This window comes from Neorhizobium alkalisoli, from assembly GCF_002968635.1.
GTDB lineage: Bacteria > Pseudomonadota > Alphaproteobacteria > Rhizobiales > Rhizobiaceae > Neorhizobium > Neorhizobium alkalisoli.
Window position 1 is genome coordinate 282,442 of record NZ_PVBN01000005.1, and the last position, 15,012, is coordinate 297,453.

Consider the following 15,012-nt stretch of genomic DNA (forward strand, 5'->3'; position numbering starts at 1 on the left):
TTCTCCCCGTCTATTGGGGAAAGGCACGATGCGGCGAGGGCCTCCCCGATCTCAGGGCCGAGCGAGGCTCGTCCCCTCCCCCTGCTTGCAGGGAGAGGGTGAGGTACATCTTTCGAAGATGAAGTTCAGCTCACTTGGCCGGCTTGTACCAGCTATCGAGGCCCTTCTGGGTTTCGGCGGCAGCTTGTTCCGGTGTCTGGGTGCCGTTGATCACGTTCGCGGAAACACGCCACATTTCCAGATCGAGGTTCGGCTGCCCACGGCCGACGATCGCAGCACTCGGGCGGATCGTCGTCTTGCAGTTCTGGCGCCAGGATACGAATTCCTGGGCGAGACCATCCGTCATCTTCACCGGCTTGGAGTTGAGGCTGAAGAAGCCGGGCAGCGAGTTCGCGTAGAGTTCGGCGAATTCCGGTGAGGCTACCCAGGCGAGGAATTTCTTCGCGGCTTCCTGGTTCTTGCCCTTGGCGTTGAGGCCGAGGCCGATGTCGTTATGGTCGGAGATGTAGCAGGTATCGCCGGCCTTCTTCACCGGTGGCGGGAAAGCGCCCATCTCGAAGTCGGCCTGGGCCTTGAACGGCGCGATTTCCCAGGAACCCGCCGGATAGATTGCAGCGCGGCCGAGCGTGAAGAGGTTCTGGCTGTCGGGATAGGTCTGCGCTTCAAAACCGTCGCCGAGATAAGGCTTCCACTTCGCCAGCGCCTTGTAGGGCTCGACCCATTGCGCATCGGTGAGCTTTTCCTTGCCTGATATCAGCGCCTTGCGGCCTTCCTCGCCCTTCCAGTAGTTGGGGCCGATGTTGTAGTAGCCCATCGTCGCCGCTTCCCATTGGTCCTTGGTACCCATGGCGAGCGGGATGTAGTTGCCGTCCTTCTTGAATTTCTCGAGCACGGCGAAGAACTCGTCCTCGGTCTTGGGGACCTTGACGCCGGCTTCCTCGAAGGCCTTCTTGTTGTAGATGAAGCCATGGATGACGGAAGCCATCGGCACGCAGAAGCTCGTTTTGCCGTCGTCCGTGGTCCAAGCGGATTTCGCCACGTCGGAGAAGTTTTCCATGCCCGGCAGATCGCTCAGCGGAGCAAGCTGGCCCTTCTGGAACATTGCAAGCGAGAGGTCGAAGGGGCGGCAGGTGATGAGGTCTCCGGCAGTGCCGGCTTCGAGCTTGGCGTTGACCGCGGAATTATATTCCGTCGGTGCCATCGGCGCGAAACTTACCTTGATACCAGGGTTCTTCGCCTCGAACGCCGGAATGATCTTCTCCTGCCAGATCGCCAGGTCGTCGTTACGCCAGCTTTCGATCGTGAGCTGTGCATCCGCCGCGTGAACCAGGCCCGCAGGCGCGAGCACGGTCGTGGCGAAAAGCATGCCTTTCAATATGCGGGTCATGATGTTCTCCCTCTTTTTTTGCGCCTTCAGGCGCGCTTCATGGAACTCTTAGTTGCCTGCAGCTCGTCCAGCGCGACGCGCAGCACTTCGCCGGAACGGGCGAGCAGCGCCTTCGCCGCTTCCGTGCCGGAGGCGCCGGCAGCCAGCAGAACCGCGATCTTCACCGAACCTTGGGCAGATGCCATCCAGCTGCGCGCCTCCGCCACGTCGATGCCGGCGATTTCCGCCACCATACGCGCGGCCCGGGCACGCAGCTTCTCGTTATCAACGCGCAGATTGACCATGTGGCCGTCATGGACATGACCCAGCTTTACCGCGGCGAGCGTCGACAGCATGTTGAAAGCCATTTTCTGGGCGGTAGCGGCGCCCATGCGGGTCGAGCCGGCAACCACTTCCGGCGGCGTCTCAAGCAGGATCGCCACATCGGCTTTTCTGAACAGTTCGGCGCCGGCATTGTTGGCCATGGCAACAAGCCTGGCTCCGCGCTGATGAGCAAGATTGGCAACCGCGAGCGTGTAAGGGGTCGAACCGCTCACCGACGCGGCAAAAACGCAATCGCCTGGACCAATAACCGCGGCGTCTTTCTCCGCAAGCACGACGTCGTCTTCCGGTGCGCCTTCCATGTCAACAAGGCTCGATATGCCACCGGCGAAGAGAAGCACGATCTGCTCGCGCGGGATGCCATAGGTGCCGGGCAGCTCAAGGGCATCCGCCATGGCCATCAGGCCGGAGCTGCCGGCGCCGGCGTAAACAAGCTTGCCTCCGGACCTCAACGTCGACGCCACGACTTCCGCCGCTTGGGCAATGGCCGGTATGGCGTGATCAACGACCTTCGCCGCCTGCTGCTGACCAGTCGCCAGGAGCTGCAGGATCTCGGCGGGCTGACGCATATCCAGCCCATCTGCCTTCCCATGCCTGGCTTCGGTGGCGCTATTGCTCATCCGGTTTCTCCCTCTGGCCAAAATGATGCCAAAAAAATACCAATTGTCCAGAAGGAAAATTAACTTTTATGAAGAAAGGCGGATTGTATCGCCCAGATTTCGAAAAAATATCTTAAATTTCAAACTGAAAGCTCAAGCTATTTCAAAAAACTCAAATTGGCCTTGGTTAATGGTATTTTTTTGGTATTGTCAGTTATGGAGGTGTTCATGGGCGACTATTTTATCGGAATCGACGGAGGGGGAACGAGCTGCCGTGCGGCGTTGGCCAATGGGGCGGGCGAGATCGTCGGGCGCGGGAAAAGCGGCGCCTCCAATATTCTGACCGATCCCGATACCGCGCTCAAGCATATTACGGATGCCGCACGCTTTGCGTTCGAGAATGCCGGACTTGTCCCTGATCTTGCATCCGCCGCCGCCACACTCGGCCTGGCCGGCAACAATGTCGGCGATGCGGTCAGCTATGTGCAGGCGCGTCTGCCCTTCAGGACGTCGGATATCGTCTCGGACGGCGTCATCGCATTGCAAGGCGCGATCGGAGACGACGACGGCGCGATCGGCATTGTCGGCACAGGCACCGTTTACATCGCCCGGCATGAAGGAACGCTTCATTCGGTCGCCGGCTGGGGATTTCAGGTCAGCGATCTCGGCAGTGGCGCCCGCCTCGGCCACTTGGCTTTGCAGGAGAGCCTGCTTGCCTATGACCGGATCCACCCGATGACAGAGCTTTCGAAAGCGATCCTTGCCGAATTCGGCAACGATCCTGAAAATGTCGTCGCTTTCGCTCGGCTTGCAAAACCGGGCGACTTTGGCCGCCATACGCCCAAGGTATTCGAGTTCGCGCAGCGTGGCGACGAAGCGGCAATTCGCATCCTGAAAGCAGGAGCGGCGGACATAGACCAGGCACTCGATGCGGTGAGTTCCATCACCAAGGGAAGAGGCCGGCTTTGCCTGCTGGGCGGGCTGGCACCGCTTTATCCGCAGTATCTTGCGGAACGGCACCGGTTGCGATTGTCCGAACCGCTTGCGGATGCCCTGACCGGTGCAGTGGCCCTTGCCGTCAAGACCCATGGCCCAGCGGAGGTGCGCGTATGAACGATACGCTTGCCGCGATCCTTCCGCTCGATGGACTGCAATCGGCCGGCACCGGGCCGCTCTACATGAAGCTGCGGCAAAGTCTGGAAGACGCGATCCGTACCGGCAGGCTCGGGCATGGAGACGCGCTGCCGGCCGAACGCGACCTTGCGGACTATGCCAATGTCAGTCGCGTCACCGTCCGCAAGGCCGTGGACGACCTCGTCAAGGACGGATTGCTCACCCGCAAACACGGCTCAGGGACATTCGTGGTCAAGCCGCTTTCGCGTGTCGAACAGCCGTTGACCCGGCTTACGTCGTTCACGGAGGACATGGCGCGGCGAGGTTTTGTAACGAAGTCGGAATGGCTGGAGCGCGGACTGTTTCATCCTTCCCCCGAAGAAATGATGATGCTTGGCCTGGCGCCGGGAACCAAGGTCGCCCGTCTCGGCCGTCTTCGCATTGCGGACGACATGCCGCTTGCCATCGAGCGCGCGAGTATTTCGGTGGAGTTCCTGCCGGACCCTTCTGCCGTCACCAGCTCTCTTTACGCGGAGCTGGAAAAGAAAAACGCCCGACCCGTGCGGGCCATTCAGCGAATATCCGCCTGCAATATGAAAGATCCGGATGCAGGGCTGCTGGCGGTGCCGATCGGAGCGGCAGGCCTGTCGATCGAGCGCGTTTCCTATCTGGCGTCCGGCCGCGTCGTCGAGCTGACGCGCTCTCTTTATCGCGGCGATGCCTATGATTTCGTGGCCGAGCTTTCGCTTGGCGAACAATGACGTTGAGGACGAGATGATGCAGACTCACATGCGCAAGGAGATCAACGAGATACCGGAGGCCGTTGCGCGTCTGCTCGACCTGTCGAAATCCGAACTTGCCGCAGCAGGTCGTGCGCTTCGCGAGAAAGATCCGGCTTTCCTGATCACGATCGCCCGCGGCTCCTCCGATCATGCGGCCACCTTCATCAAATATGCCGTCGAACTCACGACCGGCAGACCCGTCGCTTCGCTCGGCCCCTCGCTTGCGTCCATCTATGGCGCCAAGCTCAAGCTCGGCGGCGGAGCGGCAATCGCCATTTCCCAATCGGGCAAGAGCCCCGATATCGTGGCGATGGCGGAAGCCGCAACCAAGTCCGGCGCGGTGACGATCGCGCTTACGAACACGCTGCCTTCGCCGATCGCCAGCGCCTCTGCCCATGCCGTGAACATCAATGCGGGGCCGGAGCTTGCGGTCGCCGCGACGAAGTCCTTCGTCAACTCCATCGTCGCGGGTCTGGTTTTGCTTTCCGAATGGGTGGGCGACGAGAGCCTGAAGGCGGCGATCGGCAATCTGCCGTCGCATTTCGAAACTGCGGTCAAGCTCGACTGGAATGAGCTTGCACGGGAACTCGGCGAGGCGGACTCCCTCTACATGCTGGGCCGCGGTCCGGCGCTTGCGATCGCCAGCGAAGCCGCACTGAAGTTCAAGGAGACCTCCAACATGCATGCGGAAGCCTATTCCGCGGCAGAAGTCCTGCATGGACCGGTCGCCTTGGTCGAAAAGCGGTTTCCCGTCGTAACCTTTGCAGCGCGCGATGCCGCTGAAGCCTCGGCGGTCGAGATTGCCGACGGCCTGGCCGACAAGGGCGCGCTTGCCTTCGCCACGTCCGGCAAGGTGACGAAAGCGAGACAGCTGCCGTTTGTCGCGACGGGCCATCCCCTGACCGATGCGCTTGCCCTGATCCTGCCTTTCTACGGTTTCGTAGAGGCTTGGTCGCGCGCCAAAGGTTTCAATCCGGATGCGCCTGTTGCACTCAAGAAAGTGACCGAGACATTATGACGACACGCAAGGCCATCACTGGCGCCCGCATTTTCGACGGCACCATCTGGCATGAGGGTGCCGCGCTCGTCATCGCCAGCGGCAAGATCGAATCGGTGCTGCCGGCAGCGCATCTGCCATCGGACATGGAAATCATCGATGCCGGAGGCGGGCTGGTCGTACCTGGCTTCATCGACCTTCAGGTCAATGGCGGCGGCGGGGTGTTGCTGAACGAGGAGCCGACGGCGGAAGGCATCAGGCAGATCTGCGCGGCTCATGCGAAGTTCGGCACCACAGCGCTGTTGCCGACGCTGATCACCGACACGCCGGAAATCACCGCCAGGACGGTTGCGGCCGGCAAGCTGGCGAAGGCTGCGGACATCCCCGGATTCCTCGGCCTGCATCTGGAGGGCCCGCATCTATCGGTGGCGCGCAAGGGCGCTCACGACCCGAGGCTGATCAGACCGATGGAAGAAAAGGATATCGAACTCATCCTGACCTGCCAGGGGAAGTTCGAGGCGATGATGATCACCATCGCGCCGGAAAACGTGACTGTCGACCAGGCGGGGCGCCTGGCGCAAGCCGGCTTCACCGTCAGCCTCGGCCACACGGAGACAAGCTACGAAACTGCGAGAGCCTATGCAGAAGCAGGCGCGCGGACGGTGACGCATCTTTTCAACGCGATGAGCTCACTTGGTCACCGGGAGCCGGGTCTTGTCGGAGCCGCGCTGGACACCGGCACGCTGCATGCGGGGCTGATTGCCGATGGCATTCATGTGCACCCTGCTTCGATGCAGGTTGCCCTGAACGCCAAGACCGGGCCTGGAAAGGTCTTCATCGTTACAGATGCCATGTCCACGATCGGAACGGAGCTGGAGAGCTTTACCCTGAACGGCCGGAAAATCCTGCGTCGGGACGGCCGCCTGACGCTCGCCGACGGAACGCTCGCCGGTGCAGATATCGACATGATCTCTTCCGTGCGTTTCGTACACCGGACCCTTGGCCTGCCCCTCGAGGAGGCGCTCAGAATGGCTTCGGCCTATCCCGCGGAAGCCGTTCGGATCGCGGACCGAAAAGGATCGTTGAAGACAGGTTTTGATGCTGACTTCGTGATCCTCACGGATGATCTCGGCATGAAGAGCACCTGGATCGGAGGCAACAAGCTGTATCAAAACTACTAGCCGGCTACCGGAATAGCGATCTGCACTTTCAAGCCCTTGCCTTCGCGGCCTTGTGCGAGAGCCAATGCAGCGCCGTGGAGGCGGGCGATCTCTTCCACGATCGGCAGACCGAGGCCTGTGCCGGATTTTTCCGTCCCGCCGCGTTCGAAGCGTTTCAACGCTTGGGCCTGCTTCTCCGGAGGGATGCCGGGACCGTTGTCCTCCACCTCCAGCATGGCGACGTTATCCTCCTGCTTGACGCGAACCGTCACCTCGGCGCCGGCGCCGGCATAGAGCAGCGCGTTGCCGATCAGGTTCTTCAGGAGTTCACCGATCAGCAGCGGCTCGCCGACAACCGTGACATCCCCCTCGCCCTCAAAACCCAGGTCGATGCCGGCCTCCGCGGCGAAGGGCACATGGTCGGCCGTCACCCCTTGTGCCAAGGCAGCCAGGTCGATCTCCTGCATCGAGGCCGACCGCCTTGTCGCATCGATCCTCGCCATCAGCAGAAGCTGCGCCAGGATACGTTCCGCATCGGCAACGGCTTCGTCCGCCTTGCGGGTGGCCTCCTTGGCTACGTCTATATCCGTGGCGCGGCCGGCAAGCGCCAGCTGAGTGCGGATGATGGCGAGCGGCGTGCGCAGCTGATGGCTCGCATTGCCGGTGAAATGCCGGAGCGCATCCAACGCTCCCTCAAGCCGCACCATGAAGGAGTTGACGGTATCCACAAGTCCCTGCACTTCATTCGGCACACGTTCGCTGATCGGATGGAGATCGTCCGGGCTGCGTTCGGCGATCGCCTCGCTGAAACGGTAGAGCGGGCGCAGCGACAGCGTCACTGCCACCCAAACGATCACCGCGGCGCCAGCAATCATGAAAAGCAGGCGCAAGGCCGACCGGATGAGGATCGTCCGCGTCAGCTGCTGCCGGGCGATGGTGGTTTCGGCGACGGTGACGATGAAGGGCACCGAATTGATGCCTGTCGAGGCGGAGCGCGCAAGCGCCGCAACACGGATCGGCTCGCCGCGAAAGGTGGCATTCTCGAATGCGGCGGCCTGTCCCTCGCGACGCGGTATCGACGGGAGATTCTGGTAGCCGGTGATGAATGTTCCAGGCGGCCCGTCAACGCGGTAGAAAACCCGGTCCTGTGCGGCCGAGGTGAGCATCTCGAGCGCGACATAGGGAATGTCGACTTCAAGCGATCCGTCTTCGGCGACGATCACCCGTTCCGCGATGGCGAGTGCCGAGCCGGCAAGAACACGGTCGGAGACCTCGTTGGCCGTATCGACCGCTTCGTCCCAGGTATCGATCATGGCGGCCGTGCCGATCACGGCAGTGGCAAGCAGAAGCCAGGCGAGCAGCCGGCGCCGAAGCGAATAAGCACTGGCCGGTGTCATGAGCCCGTCGCCAGGGTTTCGAGATAATATCCAATGCCGCGAGCGGTCTTGACCGTCAGCCCGTACGGCGCGAGACGGCGGCGCAAGCGGCTTACATATTGCTCGATGGCGTTGGCCGACAGATCGTCGTCGAACCCGCTCAACGAACCGATGATCGCATCCTTGGAGACCACTTTACCGGCGCGCAGGAACAGGAGCTCCAGGAGTGCTACCTCCCGGGCCGGGATATCGAGCGGTACGCCCTGGCTGGAGAAGGTCCGGGACGTGAGATCGAAGGTAATGCCGCCATAATTGACGATCGAGCTTCTCAAGCCCGCTTGCCGGCGCAAGAGCACCCGGATGCGCGCCTCGAACTCGGAGATGTCGAAAGGCTTGATCATGTAGTCGTCGGCACCGAGATCGAGGCCCCGCACCCGCTCCTCGGGCGTCCCGCGAGCGGTCAGGATCATCACCGCGGCCTTGTTCGCGCGTGCGCGCATGGCGCGCAGCACGTCGAGCCCGTCCATTTCCGGCAGGTTCAGGTCAAGGATCACCAGATCATAGGTTTCGGCTGCGGCGACGGCCTCCGCGGAAGCTCCGTCAGCCACCGCATCGACCGCATAACCGCTGCTTCGCAGGATCGCCGACAGCCCTTCGGCCAGCGCCTGATTATCCTCGACCAGAAGAATGCGCACGAAATCCCCCCACTTCAGAGCGCGATTATAAACGCGGAAGCGAGGATGTCACGGAGGTGCTTGAAGCGCTTACTGCGACCGCCCGATATAATCCATCTTGCCGATCGGTGCGCCCTTGTGGCGAAGGATCGCGTAGGCCGTCGTCACATGGAAATAGAAATTCGGAACCGCAAAGCCGAGAACATAATTTCTCGCCGTGAAGGTCGTGGAACCGCTTCGCGTCTTTAGGACCACTTCCGCCTCATCGCGACCTTCCATGCTGGCCGGGTCGACACTTTTCAAAAAAGCTACCGTTTTTTCAATACGGGCATGCAGATCCGCGAAGGTCAATTCGTTATCGGCCATGGGTATGTTTTCCAACTGGGCCACACGAACGGGCACGAATTTGGCCGTATCGCTTGCCCGCTGAATTTGGGCAGGGAGCGAATACATGTCTTCGATCAGCCGTGCCTCCAGCAATTCCTTGTGTGCAATGCCCTTCTCATTGGCGAACGTCTCCGCTTTCTTGAGAATATCTGTCAGATTGCCGAAGGCGCGAATGAAGACGGGCACCGAAATATCGTAGAGCGAAAGCGACATGGATCTGACCTTATTGAACTAATTGCGTTGCACTGCCGGAAGGCGGAAAAGACCGACCAAACGTAAGGATGTCCGATCGTAAAACAAGCGGATGAGAAATGCATTCGGATGACCGTGACGGGAATGCCACGTGCCTGCCGCCGCCTTGTCCGCGCGCCATCGGTGAGGCATTGTTGATGCATGAAAGGTCCTTTCCTCTCTTTGCTCTGTCTTGCGCTCTCGTCCGGCCTTGCGGTCGCGGACACGACGATGTTTCCAGCGCTTTCAGGCCGCGAGGACGCGCCGGTCCTGCATGTCTATTCCTCGCTCGACGAGCCGCTCGCAAAACCGATGATCGCCGGCTTCCAGCACGCCAACCCTGACGTGACGGTCCGTTATGAGGATATGCTGACGGGCGAGATCTACGACCGGATCGTGCGAGAGACGGACATGGGCAAGAAGACTGCGGACTTCGCCTTTTCCTCCGCCATGGATCTGCAGGTGAAGCTCGCCAACGACGGCTATGCCCAACGCAGCGACCTTCCCATGAGCGGCCAATGGCCGGCCTGGGCAAACTGGCGCAACACCGCCTATGCCCTGACTTTCGAGCCCGCCGTTTTCGTCTACCACAAACCCAGCTTCAAGGAATCCCCTCCCCCTTCGACACGGGCGGAGTTCGTGGAATTCCTTCAAAAACAGGGAGATGCGATCTACGGGCGGATCGGCACCTATGACATCGAGCGATCCGGAGTGGGATTCCTCTTCATGGCCCGCGACCAGGAACAGTTCGGCGACATCTGGTCGGTGATCCAGGCGATGGGCGCCGCCGGCGTCAAGCTTTATTCGACCAGTGAAGCCATCCTGGAACGCGTGGCCGACGGGCGCTTCGTGCTCGGCTACAACATTCTCGGCTCCTATGCGGCCGACTGGGCGTCCCGATATCCGGATGTCGGGATTGTCCTGCCGAAGGACTATACGGTCGTCATGTCGCGCATCGGCCTGGTGCCGCAGGCTGCGACGACACCGGACCTCGGCAAGAGATATCTGCAGTTCTTCATGTCCAAGGAAGGTCAGACGATCATGGCCCGTGAATTGCAGATCCCGGCTGTCAGCCCGGAAGTTGCCGGCAACAACACCGCCACGACGATGCGGGAGATGCTCGGGGGCCAGTTGAAGCCCGTGCCTGTTAGCCTCGGGCTGATGGTTTATCTCGATCAGGTCAAACGGGCACGGCTGATTGCCCGATGGAACGAGGTTCTCAGGCTGCAATAGCCACAAAAATTCCGACGGAACGCCTATTACCTCTTGCCAAAAGCCAAGACGGCGAAATCTGTCAGGTAGATGTCAGCTTGATATGCTGGCTTATGTCTAATCGGCCCCGTGGAGGCGGGACCCCGATCAACGACGGGAGGAGTTCGGGCTGGCGGTTCTCGCACACCCTATCCATCCCTTCGTTTCGCTTGAGAAACAATTCGCGTCAGATCAGGACGCCAACGGAGGATCTACCCTTGAAACACTTCTTTCTCGCTTCCATTCTTGCCGGCGCACTCGCACTGCCGGCCTATGCCGCAGACTACACCATCATGGCGCCGGCGGCACCGGGCGGTGGCTGGGACCAGACGGCCCGTTCGCTGCAGACTGCGCTTCAGCAGGAGAAAATCTCCGGCAACGTGCAGGTCATGAACGTACCGGGCGCCGGCGGCACCATCGGCATCGCTCAGTTCGCGAGCCAGCAGAAGGGCAAGCCGAACGCGCTGATGGTCGGCGGCTACGTCATGGTCGGCGCTATCCTCACCAACAAATCGCCCGTCACCCTGAAGGATGTCACTCCGATCGCCCGCCTGACCGGCGAATATGAAGCGATCGTCGTCCCGGCCTCCTCCGACATCAAGACGATCGGCGATCTCGTTGCCAAGCTGAAGGCAAATCCGGGCGCCGTTTCCTGGGGCGGCGGTTCGGCGGGCGGCACCGACCATATTCTCGTCGGTCTGCTTGCCAAGGCCGCCGGCGTTGATCCCACAAAGATCAACTACATTGCGTTCTCCGGCGGCGGCGAAGCGCTGGCCGCCATTCTCGGCAGCCAGGTCACCGCAGGCGTTTCGTCCTACGGCGAATTCGAATCCCAGGTGAAGGCCGGTACGCTGCGCCTCTTGGCTCTCTCCGCCGACAAGAAGATCGAAGGCGTGGATGCTCCGACGCTCAAGGAATCCGGCTTCGACGTCGTGCTGCAGAACTGGCGCATGGTTGCAGCCGCTCCGGGCCTTTCGGCCGAGCAGAAGAAGGCCATTCAGGGCGACGTCGAGAAGCTCGTAAAGTCGAAGACCTGGCAGGAAACGTTGAAGACCAAGGGCTGGGCCGACACCTACCTGTCCGGTGATGCTTTCGACGCCCAGCTCGCCAAGGATATTTCTGCGACCGAAGCGGTCCTGAAGGACATCGGACTCGTCAAATGAGCCGGGACAACAACAAAACGAGCACCGAACAGCGCCGCCCTGACAGGGCGGCGCTTGCTATCGCCGCCGCTCTTGCCGCCATTGCCGCGGTCATCTTCCTGGACGTCTCCCGACTGAGGGAAATGGCCGGCTATTCACAGGTAGGCCCCGCCACGGTTCCGAACTGGATCGCCTTCGCCCTCATCGGCCTGGCAATCTGGACCGTCGTCGAGGCTTTCCGGGGAGATTTCCCCGAACGGGAAAAGCAGCAATTCGGCCCCGTCGTCTGGATCGTTGCCGGCCTTGCCGCGCAGATGCTACTTCTGACCACCGCGGGCTTTTCCATTGCAACCGGCATCCTGTTCGCGCTCACGGCGGCGGGTTTCGGAAAACGCAAGCTCTGGATCACGATTCCCGTCGGGATCGTCCTCTGTCTCGTCATCTGGCTGATCTTCGCCGGACTGCTGCAGCTCTCGCTTCCGGCAGGCCCGCTGGAACACCTCTTCCTGTGATCGGCGCCGGAGAAAAAGACCATGGCTACATTTGAATTCCTTCTGCAGGGGCTTCTGGCTGCCGCACAGCCGCTCAACCTGCTTTATGCGCTGATCGGCGTTACCCTTGGCACGGCCGTCGGCGTATTGCCCGGCATCGGCCCCGCGCTCACGGTGGCACTTCTGCTGCCCGTCACCTATCGGCTCGATCCCACCGGATCACTCATCATGTTCGCGGGCATCTACTATGGCGGCATGTATGGCGGATCGACGACATCGATCCTGCTCAATACGCCCGGTGAGAGCTCTTCGATCGTCACCGCGCTCGAGGGCAACAAGATGGCCCGCGCCGGGCGCGGCGGGCCGGCACTGGCAACCGCGGCGATCGGCTCCTTCGTTGCCGGCCTCATCGCGACACTGCTGCTGGCCTTTATCGCCCCCTACATCGTCAAGCTGGCGCTGGTCTTCGGCCCGCGCGAATATTTTGCGCTGATGGTGCTTGCCTTCGTCACCGTCTCGTCGGCTTTCGGGGATTCGACGCTGCGTGGCCTGACCTCGCTGTTTATCGGTCTCGCTTTCTCCGTGGTCGGTATTGACCAGCTGACAGGCCAGAACCGGCTGTCCTTCGGAATTCCGGACCTGTTGGACGGGATCGAAGTCACGACCATGGCCGTCGCCATGTTCGCGATCGGCGAAACGCTGTTCATCGCCGCCCAGGGCGACAAGGGCCCCGACAAGATCGAAGCCGTGCGCGGATCGATCTGGATGAGTGCACAGGATTGGGCTCGCTCCTGGAAAGCTTGGCTGCGCGGTACGCTGATCGGCTTCCCGATCGGTGCCATGCCGGCGGGCGGCGCCGAGATCGGCACCTTCCTCTCCTATGCGACCGAGAAGCGTCTTACGAAGTATCCGGAAGAATTCGGCAACGGCGCGATCGAAGGCGTAGCGGGGCCGGAAGCCGCCAACAATGCCTCGGCTGCCGGCACCCTGGTGCCGCTGCTGACACTCGGTCTGCCGACGACGGCGACGGCAGCGATCATGCTCGCCGGCTTCCAGCAATACGGTCTGCAGCCCGGTCCGCTGCTCTTTGCGACCAACCCGCAGCTCGTCTGGGGCCTGATCGCGTCGCTGCTCATAGCCAACCTGATGCTGCTGGTCCTGAACCTGCCGCTGGTCGGCCTTTGGGTAAAGCTGCTGACCATTCCAAAACCATGGCTCTATGCCGGTATTTTGATGTTTGCGACGCTCGGCACGATCGGCGCCAATCCGTCCGTGTTCGAGCTCGGCATGCTGCTGACCTTCGGCCTGCTTGGTTATGTCATGCGAGTCTTCGGTTATCCGATCGCCCCCGTGGTCGTCGGCCTGATCCTCGGCCCGCTTGCCGAACAGCAGCTCCGTCGGTCGCTCGCCATCAGCCAGGGCGACGTCACGACTTTGGTTCAATCACCGATCGCCGCCGTGCTGCTCGTTCTCGCGGCCCTGGCGCTGATCGTTCCGCTGATCCTTAGGGCACGCGGGCGCGGCGAAGTGCTCTCGCAGATGGCAGCCAGCGAGGATTGATCACGAACGTTGCCACCAGACTAAAAAAGCCCGGCTTCGACCGGGCTTTTTCTTATTGGATGTTCAATGGCCGAAGACGGACCAGCCGGTCCTCGTCGTCAACATTTCCAGCGCCAGAGAGCCAAGCAGCGAATTTCCATTGTGGTTGAGTCCCGGTGACCAGACGGCGACTGACGCGCGCCCCGGCGCCACCGCCAGAATTCCGCCACCAACGCCGCTCTTGCCAGGCAAGCCTACCCGGTAGGCGAAATCTCCGGAACCGTCGTAGTGACCGCAAGTCAGCATCAGCGCGTTGATGCGACGCGCCCGCTGTTTCGAGACAACCGTATGCCCGGTCAGGGGATTGCTGCCTGATGCCGCCAGAAAAAGGCCGGACTTGGCAAGCTGCATGCACGTCATGGCCAGCGCGCAGTGGTGGAAATAGACGCCGAGCACATGCTCCACGGGATGATCCAGCTTGCCGAAGGAGCGCATGAAATTCGCCAGCGCGAAATTGCGGTAGCCGGTCGCCTGTTCGGACTTTGCAACCGCCGGATCGATGGCGATGGCATCGTCATCGGCAAGATAGCGCACGAAACGGACGATCTCGCCGATTGCCTCCCGCGGCGTGTGCCCCGCGAGTACGAGATCGCTCACCGCTATTGCACCGGCATTGATGAAGGGATTGCGCGGCTTGCCCTCTTCGTGCTCGAGCTGGACGATGGAGTTGAATGCCGAACCCGAGGGTTCGCGACCAACCCGGTTCCAGGTCGTTTCGCCGTGTTTGCCGAGAGCCAGCGTCAGCGTGAAAACCTTGGAAATACTCTGAATCGAAAAGGGGAGGTCGGCATCGCCTACCTTGACCATCTCGCCATCGACCGTGACGATCGCCATGCCGAATTTCTTCGGATCCACATGTGCGAGCTGGGGAATGTAGTCGGCAACCTTGCCTTCACCCAGCCGCGGAGTCAGTTTTTCATGGATCTCGTCTACGATCGCCTGCAGGTCTGCCATCTTTCACCCGAACTATTTTACGCAGACGATCCTTACTATTCGAAGGCCGCGTCGGAAAGATGGTTGCTGGCGGAGGCTTTTACCGCACCGATCTCCGACCACAACGAGGCGATCATCTCCGGGTCGACATCCGCCATGATATCGCGGAGCCAGCCTTCATGAGCCGCCGCCATGGAGACGAAGAGTTCGGTTCCGGCAGAGGTCAGTTTGGCGACGGTGACGCGCCGGTCCCCATCGGGTGTGACACGCTGCACCAGGCCGTCGACCTCCAGCCGCTCGACCAGACCCGTGACATTGCCATTGGTGACCATGGTGCGCTTGGAAAGCTCACCGAGGCGCAGGCCATCCTTCTCGCGGTAAAGCTGGGCCATGAGATCGAACTGCGGCAGCGTTGCACCGAACTCGGTGCGGAGCCGGCGACGGATTTCGTTGGTGATCAGCTTCGTCGTGGAGAGCATGCGCAGCCAGAGCCGCGTTTCGGGCTTGTTGCGCCCGTGCGGTCCATGGGCGATCAGTTCCAGATCGGCGCTGGTTGCTTCACCATTCAT

15 protein-coding genes are annotated in these 15,012 nt (G+C 61.3%); 8 read left to right on the forward strand and 7 right to left on the reverse strand.

Features of this window, described 5'->3' with window-relative positions:
* Positions 1-130: 130 nt before the first annotated feature.
* Both C5L13_RS13775 and C5L13_RS13780 read right to left on the reverse strand, forming a co-directional pair.
* Positions 131-1,387, reverse strand: a complete 1,257-nt coding sequence (locus tag C5L13_RS13775) for an ABC transporter substrate-binding protein (RefSeq protein WP_105383848.1) — start codon at positions 1,385-1,387, stop codon at positions 131-133.
* Between the two features lie 26 nt (positions 1,388-1,413).
* Positions 1,414-2,328 (reverse strand): N-acetylmuramic acid 6-phosphate etherase, encoded by a 915-nt coding sequence (locus tag C5L13_RS13780; protein ID WP_105383849.1) that lies wholly within the window; start codon positions 2,326-2,328, stop codon positions 1,414-1,416.
* Between the two features lie 207 nt (positions 2,329-2,535).
* On the opposite strand from C5L13_RS13780, the gene C5L13_RS13785 reads away from it, so the two are divergent.
* From C5L13_RS13785 to nagA, 4 genes are read left to right on the forward strand one after another with little or no spacing between them, the layout of a single operon-like run.
* Positions 2,536-3,420 (forward strand): N-acetylglucosamine kinase, encoded by an 885-nt coding sequence (locus tag C5L13_RS13785; protein ID WP_105383850.1) that lies wholly within the window; start codon positions 2,536-2,538, stop codon positions 3,418-3,420.
* Positions 3,417-4,181, forward strand: coding sequence for a GntR family transcriptional regulator (locus tag C5L13_RS13790; RefSeq protein ID WP_105383851.1), 765 nt, complete (start codon positions 3,417-3,419; stop codon positions 4,179-4,181). Before C5L13_RS13785 ends, C5L13_RS13790 begins: the two co-directional genes overlap by 4 nt.
* Before the next feature lie 16 nt (positions 4,182-4,197).
* Positions 4,198-5,220 (forward strand): SIS domain-containing protein, encoded by a 1,023-nt coding sequence (locus tag C5L13_RS13795; protein WP_105383961.1) that lies wholly within the window; start codon positions 4,198-4,200, stop codon positions 5,218-5,220.
* Positions 5,217-6,380: an N-acetylglucosamine-6-phosphate deacetylase gene (gene nagA / locus C5L13_RS13800; protein ID WP_105383852.1), complete on the forward strand. Its 1,164-nt coding sequence runs from the start codon at positions 5,217-5,219 to the stop codon at positions 6,378-6,380. Before C5L13_RS13795 ends, nagA begins: the two co-directional genes overlap by 4 nt.
* Here the strand turns inward: nagA and C5L13_RS13805 are convergent.
* The 3 genes from C5L13_RS13805 to C5L13_RS13815 all read right to left on the reverse strand — a co-directional run bounded on the left by C5L13_RS13805 (position 6,377) and on the right by C5L13_RS13815 (position 9,009).
* Positions 6,377-7,756: a sensor histidine kinase gene (locus tag C5L13_RS13805; protein WP_105383853.1), complete on the reverse strand. Its 1,380-nt coding sequence runs from the start codon at positions 7,754-7,756 to the stop codon at positions 6,377-6,379. The two genes, nagA and C5L13_RS13805, sit on opposite strands and share 4 nt — an antisense overlap.
* On the reverse strand, positions 7,753-8,430 hold the full coding sequence (locus C5L13_RS13810; RefSeq protein WP_105383854.1) for a response regulator transcription factor: 678 nt from the start codon (positions 8,428-8,430) through the stop codon (positions 7,753-7,755). The genes C5L13_RS13805 and C5L13_RS13810 overlap by 4 nt, the downstream gene beginning before the upstream one ends.
* A gap of 69 nt (positions 8,431-8,499) precedes the next feature.
* A complete protein-coding gene (locus tag C5L13_RS13815; protein ID WP_105383855.1) occupies positions 8,500-9,009 on the reverse strand; it encodes a DUF1993 domain-containing protein in 510 nt (169 codons plus the stop codon).
* Positions 9,010-9,258: 249 nt separating this feature from the next.
* Here C5L13_RS13815 and C5L13_RS13820 point away from each other — a divergent pair, with 249 nt between their 5' ends.
* From C5L13_RS13820 to C5L13_RS13835, 4 genes are all read left to right on the forward strand, one after another.
* Entirely contained in the window at positions 9,259-10,260 is a 1,002-nt protein-coding gene (locus C5L13_RS13820) for an ABC transporter substrate-binding protein (protein ID WP_407070427.1), read from the forward strand.
* A 236-nt stretch (positions 10,261-10,496) separates the two neighbouring features.
* Entirely contained in the window at positions 10,497-11,441 is a 945-nt protein-coding gene (locus tag C5L13_RS13825; protein ID WP_105383857.1) for a Bug family tripartite tricarboxylate transporter substrate binding protein, read from the forward strand.
* Positions 11,438-11,932, forward strand: coding sequence for a tripartite tricarboxylate transporter TctB family protein (locus tag C5L13_RS13830; RefSeq protein ID WP_105383858.1), 495 nt, complete (start codon positions 11,438-11,440; stop codon positions 11,930-11,932). Before C5L13_RS13825 ends, C5L13_RS13830 begins: the two co-directional genes overlap by 4 nt.
* Before the next feature lie 21 nt (positions 11,933-11,953).
* On the forward strand, positions 11,954-13,471 hold the full coding sequence (locus C5L13_RS13835) for a tripartite tricarboxylate transporter permease (RefSeq protein ID WP_105383859.1): 1,518 nt from the start codon (positions 11,954-11,956) through the stop codon (positions 13,469-13,471).
* A gap of 63 nt (positions 13,472-13,534) precedes the next feature.
* Here C5L13_RS13835 and C5L13_RS13840 read toward each other — a convergent pair whose 3' ends face one another.
* Together C5L13_RS13840 and C5L13_RS13845 are read right to left on the reverse strand one after the other, a co-directional pair.
* The gene (locus C5L13_RS13840) at positions 13,535-14,464 is read right to left on the reverse strand and encodes a glutaminase (RefSeq protein ID WP_105383860.1); all 930 of its coding nucleotides are present in this window, start codon (positions 14,462-14,464) and stop codon (positions 13,535-13,537) included.
* 35 nt (positions 14,465-14,499) lie between these two features.
* On the reverse strand, positions 14,500-15,012 hold the full coding sequence (locus C5L13_RS13845) for a MarR family winged helix-turn-helix transcriptional regulator (protein WP_105383861.1): 513 nt from the start codon (positions 15,010-15,012) through the stop codon (positions 14,500-14,502).